We start from the raw sequence: 7,332 nt of genomic DNA, 5'->3' as shown, positions 1-7,332 counted from the left end.
CGGTAGGGCAGGCCTTTGGCGCGGGCGGTGCGGATATAGTCTTCGTTGAGCACCTCGATCAGCGCCGAGCGGGCGACGCGCGCCAGGATCGCCGCCTGCGGCAGCGCCAGCGCGATGGCCGGTAGCAGCAGCGATTTCACGGCCGGCCAGATCCCGGCGTCCCAGCCAGGAAATCCACCCGCCGGCACCAGCCGCAGCCATACGGCGAAGAGATAAATCAGCATCAGCGCGAACCAGAAATTCGGCACGGCAACGCCGAGTTGGGCAGCGCCCATGGCGAATGTGTCGCCGGCCCGGCCTTGGCGGCCGGCGGAAAACACCCCGACCGGAATGGCTATGACGGTCGACAGCGCCAGCGCGATTAGCGCCAGCGGCAGGGAAACGACGACGCGCTCACCCACGAGGTCGATGACGGGAACCGAATAGGTGTAGGAGCGACCGAAATCGAGGCTGAGCAACCCGCCCGCCCAGTGCAGGTAGCGCAGGACAAGCGGCGCGTTCAGGCCCATCTGGTTGCGCAACAGCTCGACCTGGTCGGCGCTGGCGTTGAAGCCCAGCATCAGGCGCGCCGGGTCGCCAGGCAGGATTTCCATCACCGCAAACACCACCATCGAGGCCAGCACCAGCGTGATGGTCGCGATGATGAGGCGCTTGAGGAGATAGGTGGCCATGGGAGGCGATCAGGCGACCGCGCCGGCGTCAATCCGTCCACTTCACCTTGGTAAGGTCATTGGCCTGAATCGGTGCATTCTCCCACAGGCCCTGCAGCTTCGCGTCCCAGACCCCGACCTTCGGCAGCTCGTAAAGGAAGCCGACCACGGCGTCGTCGGCGAGGATCTTCTGCGCCTCTGCCAGCAGCTCCTTCCGCTTCGCCTCGTCCGAGGTCAGATTGAGCTTGGCGATGATGGCATCGAAGGCCGGGTTGTCGTAGTTGAAGTAATAGTCCTTGCGCGAATAGATATCGATGTCGTTCGGCTCGGTGTGGGAGACGATGGTGAGGTCGTAGTCCTTCTTGGTGAAGACCTGATCCAGCCATTGCGCCCATTCGACGGGGATGATCTCCAGATCGATGCCGACATCGCGCAGCTCGGACGCGATGATCTCGCCGCCAAGCCGCGCATAGGACGGCGGCGGCAGCTTCAGCGTCGCCTTGAAGCCTTTTTCTAGGCCGGCTTCCTTCAGCAGTTCCTTGGCCTTGTCGACATTGTGCGGATAGAGGCCGGTGAGGTCGACATAGTCTTTGTTGGCGGGCGACATATGCGAGCCGATCGGCACTCCCAGGCCCGCCGAGGCGCCGTCGATGATCGCCTTGCGGTCGAGCGCGAAGGAGATGGCCTGGCGCACCTGGAGCTTGTCGAAGGGCGGCTTCTTGTTGTTGATCGAAAGAATCGTCTCGCCTTCGGTGGAGCCGATCACCACTTTGAAACGCGGATCGTCCTTGACCTGAGAGACGCTGTCGGGATCGAAGAAGGGGAAGGCCTGGATGTCGCCCGAAAGCAGCGCCGGCACGGCGGCGGCGGCGTCGGGTACGATGCGGAACTCGACCTTGTCGAGCGCAACCGGGGCACCCCAGTAATTATCCGACTTCACAAGCGTGATCGACGAGCCCTTGGCCCAGTTCTGGAACTTGAAGGGGCCGGTGCCGACCGGCTTTTCCTTGTTGGTGTCGGCCGATTTCGGCGACACCATCACCGCGTCGCCCCAGCCCATATTGTACAGGAAGGAGCCTTGCGGGTTTTTCAGCGTGACCTTCACCGTCGCCGGATCGACGACATCGACCTTGTCGATCTGCGCGAACAGCCCCTTTTGGGCGTTGACCGAATTGTCGGCCCGGGCACGGTCGAGAGAGAATTTCACGTCGTCGGCGCTGAAATCGCTGCCGTCGTGGAATTTCACGCCGGTGTGCAGCTTGAAAGTGTAGATCTTGCCGTCATCCGAGATGGTCCAGCTTTCGGCAAGGTCGGGGATCACCTCGCCGTTCGGACCGATGCGGGTGAGACCTTCGAAGACATTGGCGTAGAGCACCTCGTCGATGGCGGCGGCGGCGCCCGCGGTCGGATCGAGATGCGGGGGTTCGAGCGGAATGCCGATGACGAGGTCGGTACGGGCCGAAAATGCCGACGTGGCGGCCGCGAAAGTAAGCACAGCGGCGGCCAAAATGGTCTTCCACAATCTCATTGCCGAACTCCCATGCGGTCAAACGGACAAGCCCAGCGGATAGAAGCGTGATTTGGCCTGTGAGTAAATTGCGTTTCGTGCTGCCGGGTGGCGCCAAGCGAAATGTTTTTCCCGATCAGCCGGTCGTACCGCGCAGCAGCACGTCGAGGCCGATCGCCATCACCTTGGCCGCGTCCACCATGTCGGCGATGCCCACCCATTCGTCCGGCCGATGCGCGAGATCGAGGATGCCGGGGCCATAAGCGATGCAGTCGTAGATCTGGCCAATGCGGGCAACATGCTTCTGGTCGTAGGTACCGGGCGAAATGACGTATTCCGGCTCGCGGTCGAAGATTTCCATGATGCCCTTGGCGACGGCTTTCACCACCGGCGCGTCGCGCTCGGTCATCAGCGGCAGCACCTCCATCAGGTCGCGGATCTCGTAGTCGAACTTTTCTCGCTCGCGCTTCAGCCGGTCGAGGATGCCGGTGACTTCACCCTTGACGGTGGTGAGGTCTTCCTCGAGCAGGAAGCGGCGGTCGATGGTCAGCCGGCAGGAATCCGGCACGTTGGGCGAGGGCAGTCCCGGCCGGAAATCCTCGGTCTGGCCGCCATGGACGGAATTGATGTTCATGGTCGAGCGCCGGGCGCCCTCGGGCACCACCGGCATGCGCGTCACCTTGCGGTCGAGCGCCGGGAAAAGCTCGTCCTCGAAGGCCTGCACGACGGCACCCATATGGCGCACCGCGTTGTCGCCGAGGAACGGCATCGAGCCATGCGCGATCTCGCCCTTGGTCTCGATCTCGGCCCACCAGACCCCGCGATGGCCAAGGCAGATGCGGTCCTTGTTCAGCGGCTCGGGGATGATGACGTGGTCGACCTTCGGCTTCGAGAAATAGCCGAGCTTCGCCAGATGGGCGACGCCGCCGAACCCGCCGGATTCCTCGTCGACCGTGCCGGATATCTCTATGGCGCCGGGAAAGTCGGGATAGACCTCCATGAAGGCTTCGGCGGCAATGACAGAAGCCGCCAGCCCGCCTTTCATGTCGCAGGCGCCGCGGCCGTAGACCCTACCTTCCTTCACCAGGCCGGCGAAAGGATCGACGGTCCAGCCTTCGCCGGCCTCGACCACGTCGATATGCGAGTTGAAATGGACGCAGGCACCGGGCGAGCGGCCGTCGAAGCGGGCGACGACATTGACGCGCGGGTAGCGGTCGGTGTCGCCGGGCGTGCCTTCTGCGCGAATGAATTCGGTTTCGAAGCCGAGCTTCTTGAGGCGTGCGCCAAGATACTCGGCACATGGCCGGTAGGCCTCGCCGGGCGGATTGACGGTCGGAAAGCGGATGAGCTCGGCGGTCAGCGCGATCAGGTCGTCGACCCGGTCATCGACGGCCCGGAGGAGTCGTTCATTCATCCTGCTGATTGAAGAAGCAACGCGGCGCTTTTGCAAGCTGCCTTTCGCGGTTGCCGGACAATGATTGAGGGCAGGCTCGCGCTTAAACCGTTGAGAGTGGGTGGCGGCCCAGCAACTATGACGGGAAATCATTCAAATTCGCGAAATCGAATTGGCGAATTTGTCAAGGAGTGTGTGGTACTTAACGCACCTGCCGGCGAAAATGATGGAAAAGAGACCACGTGATGGCAGGGGGCAATCGAAGGGGTTCATCGCATGAAAAAATCCAGCCTCATGGCGGCCGTGCTGGCAACCACGTTGCTCGGCACGTCGATCGCAAGCCGGGCGGCTTCGCTGGTCGCCAATATCGACGTCTCGACGCAGACAATGACCGTCAGCAGATACGGCCAGGTGCTGTATCGCTGGAATGTATCGACGGCCCGAAGGGGCTACTTCACACCGCGCGGCAGCTACCGGCCGCAATGGACCGCGCGGATGTGGTACTCGCGCAAGTATGACAATTCGCCGATGCCGTATTCGGTGTTCTTCCGCGGCGGCTACGCCATTCACGGCACCGGCGCCGTGAAATATCTCGGGCGTCCGGCCTCGCATGGCTGCGTGCGCCTGCATACGGCCAATGCCGCGACTTTCTATTCGATGGTGAAGGAAGCCGGCTACGGCAACACGCGAATCGTCGTCACCGATTGAAACGGGCCGGAGAGGGCTGCCTAGGCCGCAGGCAGCATTTGATGGCTGCGCCTGCTCGGAGCGTTGCAGCAATGCCGCACATGCTTCAAAAACAAGCAGCTTATACTAGCGTGAGCATCGCCGGAGCTGGTTTGCATGACAGCGCAGTGGTAAGTACGGGGCGTTGTTCTGGCTGCTTGGGGACTTTAATGTATCGATTTCTATTGAGCGCTGCGATCGCGGCAACCGCAACCTCGGCTTTTGCTGCCGATGCACCCGTTCTTCTGGACCAGGAACTCGCGCAGCCGCATATATCAGGTTATGGCGAAATCTATCTCGGAGGTCTCTATTTCGCGACCCCCGGGGACGACACGGATGGCACGACTGCCGGCGGCGCCGTTCGGGTGAATTTCCCGATCGACGCCCGCTGGAACATCCAGACCGACGCGGTGATCGATTCGCTTTGGGTCGAAGGCACGAACGTCTACAGCTACGGCGGTGCGATCCATGGCTACTGGCGCGATCCGAGCTCATATGCGCTGGGTGGATTTGCGACGATAAACGGATTTGGCGGCGATAACGGCATCGGTGACTTAGACCTTTATACCTTCACCGTCGGTCCAGAGGCTCAGGCCTATTTCGGCAACGTGACGATCTACGGCCAAATTTATTATGGCCAGTTGCGGGCCAGCGGCTTTTCGGAGCATTTGGACAACTGGGGCGGCCGTGGAGTGGTGCGCTTCTTCGCCCAGGACAATCTCCGTTTCGATGGCGAACTCGGCTTCTCGAGGCTTTCCGCGGATGGCGGCCACCTCGATACTGTCACAGCCGCCTTGCAGGCTACATACAGGTTCGATGGGACGCCGTGGTCGGTATTCGGGCGCTACCAGTTGGATCACCTGACCATCTCGGAGGCTTCAGGCAGCGTGAACATCCACAAATACGTGGTTGGCCTGCGGGCAAGCTTCGGCTCGGACACACTGCTTTCCGAGGATCGCAACGGTGCCACGATGGATACGTTCCGGCCGAACTTCACCATCCCCGCTCCGCTTTGAGACAGCTGAACCTGGAGCCGCGTGGACTTGGTCCTCGCGGCTTTGCGTTGCGCATTGGACGCAACACGCCTAGCAGCAGGCTATTTCAAAGCGGTTCCGCGTTTGATCCAGACGAAAGCGATCTGAACGTTCTCGGCCGCTTTAGCTGACCTTGGCCTGCTAACGCCGCTTACGTCGGCGGCCGCTCATCTCCCAGCGCTTGTGGAACCACATCCACTGTCCGGGATCCTCGCGCACCCAGCGCTCGACGATGTCGGCAAGCAGCTGCGTGGTGGCGTGAACATCGACGCTGCCGGTTTCGGTGCGCGGCAAACCGAGCTTGTCTTCGATTTCCAATCGGAAACGGTTTCCCGGCAGCCTGACGCAGCGCGCCGGATAGACATCGCAATCATAGTGGCGGGCGAGCATGCCCAGCACCGGATTGCTCTGGCAGGGGCGGCCAAAGAAGGTCGTCTCGACGCCGTTCGTGAATTTCTGATCGACCAGCACGCCGATATTGCCGCCGTTTTCCAGGATGGCGGCGAGGGCAAACGATGCGCCGGTCGAGGACGGCAGCAGGCCTCCCATGCTCGAGCGGCGTGTCGAGTGGATGTAGTCGGCAAGGTAGGGATTGTTGGGCGGGCGGAACAGCGCCGTGATGTTCATGCCGAAGGTGGCGGCGGCGACCGGCAAAAGCTCGAAATTGCCGAGATGGCCGGTGAACAGGATATGCGGCTTCTTTTCGCCTGCGATTTCGACGAAATGCTCGATGCCGCTGACCTCGACCCGGCCCGGCTTGGCGGCATTCGGGTCAAAATCGAAGAGGGCATCGAGGAAGATGTATTCGGCGGCAAGCCGGGCCATGTTGCCCCACATGTCGGACGCGATGGCCTCGATTTCGGCATCGCTCTTTTGCGGATAGGCAAGGCGCAGATTGTTGACGGCCACCCGGTGCCGTCCGACCATCGGCCCGATGCGGCGGGCGACGCGGTCGGCGAAGTTGAGCGCGCTGTCAGGCGGCAAAAGGCGCAGCAGGCCGATGACCGCCATGGCAAGCCGCGCCACCAGCCAGTGCTCCATTTGGCGTAGCCGCCGGCCATAGCGGAACATGAAGTCCCGGCGGGCTTTCTTGAGCACCTTGCCGACCATCTTGTCTTAGGAAACGCGAAGAATGATCTTGCCGAAGACGTCGCGGCCTTCCATGCGCTTCAGCGCGGCGTCGATGTCGTCGAAGCCGACTTCGGTGTCGATCACGGGCGCGACGAGACCGGCCGCCATTTTCTGCATGGCATCGGCCATGTTCTTCATGCGGCAGCCGAAGGAGCCGAGCAGCTTCAGCTGTTGCTGGAAAAGCTGCATCAGGTTGACCTGCGTCGAGACGCCGGAGGTCGAGCCGCAGGTGACGAGGCGGCCGCCGCGCCTCAGGCATAGCATCGAACCTGCAAAAGTGTCGGCGCCGACATGTTCGAACACGACATCGACGCCCTTTTTCTTCGTCAGCTTGCGCACCACGCCTTCGAAGCGATCCTCGCGATAGTTGATGACATGGTCGGCGCCAAGCGCCTTCGCCTTGTCGATCTTGTCGTTCGAGCCGACCGTAGTGATGACCGTGCAGCCCATGCGCTTCGCCAATTGGATGGCTGCGGTGCCGATGCCGGAGCCGCCGGCATGGACGAGGATGGTTTCACCGGGCTCCAGTTTCGCGTTGTCGAACAGCATATGCTCGACCGTGCCGAAGGTGACGGGTGCGACGGCAGCGCCGATCTCTGAGACACCGGGCGGCGCAGGCACCAGGAGACGGGCAGGCAGGTTGATCTTTTCCTGCGCGAAGCCGTCGAGATGAAAACCGTGGACGCCGGAGACGTGCTCGCAAAGATTGTCGCGGCCCTCGCGGCAGGCACGGCAGAGCCCGCAGGTTCGCGCGCCGTAGATCGACACCAGTTGCCCCGGCAGGAGGGTGGAGACGCCTGGCCCGACAGCCTCGACCTCGCCCGAGGCTTCGGCGCCGACGACCAGCGGCAGCTTGCGCTTGGCGAAGGCCATGCCGCGCCAGCCCCAGAC

7 protein-coding genes are annotated in these 7,332 nt (G+C 62.4%); 2 read left to right on the top strand and 5 right to left on the bottom strand.

Annotated elements, in window-relative coordinates; translation table 11 throughout:
• The 3 genes from EOA75_RS25555 to EOA75_RS25545 all read right to left on the bottom strand — a co-directional run.
• The coding region (locus EOA75_RS25555; RefSeq protein ID WP_164747555.1) for an ABC transporter permease at positions 1–671 on the bottom strand (671 nt) is incomplete at its 3' end.
• Positions 672–699: 28 nt separating this feature from the next.
• On the bottom strand, positions 700–2,178 hold the full coding sequence (locus tag EOA75_RS25550; protein WP_095801922.1) for an ABC transporter substrate-binding protein: 1,479 nt from the start codon (positions 2,176–2,178) through the stop codon (positions 700–702).
• 115 nt (positions 2,179–2,293) lie between these two features.
• Positions 2,294–3,571, bottom strand: a complete 1,278-nt coding sequence (locus EOA75_RS25545) for an acetylornithine deacetylase/succinyl-diaminopimelate desuccinylase family protein (protein WP_095830143.1) — start codon at positions 3,569–3,571, stop codon at positions 2,294–2,296.
• Between the two features lie 255 nt (positions 3,572–3,826).
• Here EOA75_RS25545 and EOA75_RS25540 point away from each other — a divergent pair, with 255 nt between their 5' ends.
• Together EOA75_RS25540 and EOA75_RS25535 are read left to right on the top strand one after the other, a co-directional pair.
• Entirely contained in the window at positions 3,827–4,258 is a 432-nt protein-coding gene (locus tag EOA75_RS25540) for a L,D-transpeptidase (protein ID WP_066999783.1), read from the top strand.
• Between the two features lie 203 nt (positions 4,259–4,461).
• Positions 4,462–5,292 carry a hypothetical protein gene (locus tag EOA75_RS25535; RefSeq protein ID WP_127325455.1) on the top strand — a complete coding sequence of 277 codons (831 nt, stop codon included), beginning with the start codon at positions 4,462–4,464 and terminating at the stop codon, positions 5,290–5,292.
• Positions 5,293–5,451: 159 nt separating this feature from the next.
• Here EOA75_RS25535 and EOA75_RS25530 read toward each other — a convergent pair whose 3' ends face one another.
• Positions 5,452–6,420, bottom strand: a complete 969-nt coding sequence (locus tag EOA75_RS25530; RefSeq protein ID WP_127325454.1) for a lipid A biosynthesis lauroyl acyltransferase — start codon at positions 6,418–6,420, stop codon at positions 5,452–5,454.
• A 6-nt stretch (positions 6,421–6,426) separates the two neighbouring features.
• Positions 6,427–7,332 (bottom strand): zinc-binding dehydrogenase (locus EOA75_RS25525; RefSeq protein ID WP_127325453.1); only part of this gene is annotated, 906 nt, incomplete at its 5' end.

Origin of the sequence: Mesorhizobium sp. M1A.F.Ca.IN.022.07.1.1, from assembly GCF_003997575.1 — a bacterium.
Classification (GTDB): Bacteria; Pseudomonadota; Alphaproteobacteria; order Rhizobiales; family Rhizobiaceae; genus Mesorhizobium.
Note: the sequence above shows the minus strand (reverse complement) of the source record. Positions and strands in the feature narration are given on the sequence as shown.

What these genes read in the sequence shown, in the direction of transcription:
- EOA75_RS25550 (WP_095801922.1), bottom strand. Translation starts at nt 2,178, where the DNA reads ATGAGATTGTGGAAGACCATTTTGGCCGCCGCTGTGCTTACTTTCGCG.
- EOA75_RS25545 (WP_095830143.1), bottom strand. Translation starts at nt 3,571, where the DNA reads ATGAATGAACGACTCCTCCGGGCCGTCGATGACCGGGTCGACGACCTG.
- EOA75_RS25540 (WP_066999783.1), top strand. Translation starts at nt 3,827, where the DNA reads ATGAAAAAATCCAGCCTCATGGCGGCCGTGCTGGCAACCACGTTGCTC.
- EOA75_RS25530 (WP_127325454.1), bottom strand. Translation starts at nt 6,420, where the DNA reads ATGGTCGGCAAGGTGCTCAAGAAAGCCCGCCGGGACTTCATGTTCCGC.